Origin of the sequence: Streptomyces sp. DH24 (genome assembly GCF_029813775.1) — a bacterium.
Taxonomy (GTDB): domain Bacteria; phylum Actinomycetota; class Actinomycetes; order Streptomycetales; family Streptomycetaceae; genus Streptomyces.
Map to the genome: position 1 here is coordinate 1 of NZ_JARVKW010000093.1, position 1,132 is coordinate 1,132.

1 protein-coding gene is annotated in these 1,132 nt (G+C 65.0%); it reads left to right on the plus strand.

Annotation, left to right across the window (positions count from 1 at the left end; genetic code table 11):
• Positions 1–1,132 (plus strand): (Fe-S)-binding protein (locus tag QC282_RS31975; protein WP_279553097.1); only part of this gene is annotated, 1,132 nt, incomplete at both ends.

Sequence of the window (1,132 nt, forward strand, 5' to 3'; positions counted from 1 at the left end):
CTGATCGGCACCGCCGGCGACAACGGCGTCATCGACCCCGACGTGCTGTGGTCCTGCACCACCTGCGGCGCCTGCGTCGAGCAGTGCCCCGTCGACATCGAGCACGTCGACCACATCGTCGACATGCGCCGCTACCAGGTCATGATCGAGTCGGCGTTCCCCTCCGAGGCCGGCACGATGCTCAAGAACCTGGAGAAGAAGGGCAACCCCTGGGGCCTGGCCAAGAAGCAGCGCCTGGAATGGACCAAGGAAGTCGGCTTCGACGTCCCGGTCGTCGGCAAGGACATCGAAGACCTCTCCGAGGTCGACTACCTCTACTGGGTCGGCTGCGCCGGCGCGCTGGAGGACCGCGCGAAGAAGACCACCAAGGCCTTCGCCGAACTCCTCCACATCGCCGGCGTCAAGTTCGCCATCATGGGCGGCGACGAGAAATGCACCGGTGACTCCGCCCGCCGCCTGGGCAACGAACCCCTGTTCCAGGAACTCGGCATGGAAAACGTCCTGTCCCTCAACGCCGCCTTCGGCGAGGAAACGGACGACGACGGCAACACCACGCCCGAGTCGGCGAAGCCGAAGTCGGCGAAGAAGATCGTCGCGACCTGCCCGCACTGCCTCAACACCCTCGGCAACGAATACCCCCAGCTCGGCGGCGACTACGAAGTCATCCACCACACCCAGCTGCTCCAGCACCTCGTCGACGAGGGCAAGCTGATCCCCGTCACCCCGGTCGAGGGCATCATCACCTACCACGACCCCTGCTACCTGGGCCGCCACAACAAGATCTACACCCCGCCCCGCGAGATCATCGCCAGCGTCCCCGGCATCCGCAACGAGGAAATGCACCGCCACAAGGAACGCGGCTTCTGCTGCGGCGCCGGCGGCGCCCGCATGTGGATGGAAGAACGCATCGGCAAACGCATCAACAACGAACGCGTCGACGAAGCCCTCTCCCTCAACCCGGACATCGTCTCCACCGCCTGCCCGTTCTGCCTCGTCATGCTCACCGACTCCGTCAACGGCAAGAAGAACGACGGCACAGCCAAGGAAACCATCCAGGTCGTCGACGTCGCCCAACTCCTCCTCGACTCCGTCAAAACCCCCACCGACCCGACGGACACGACGGAAACCGAAA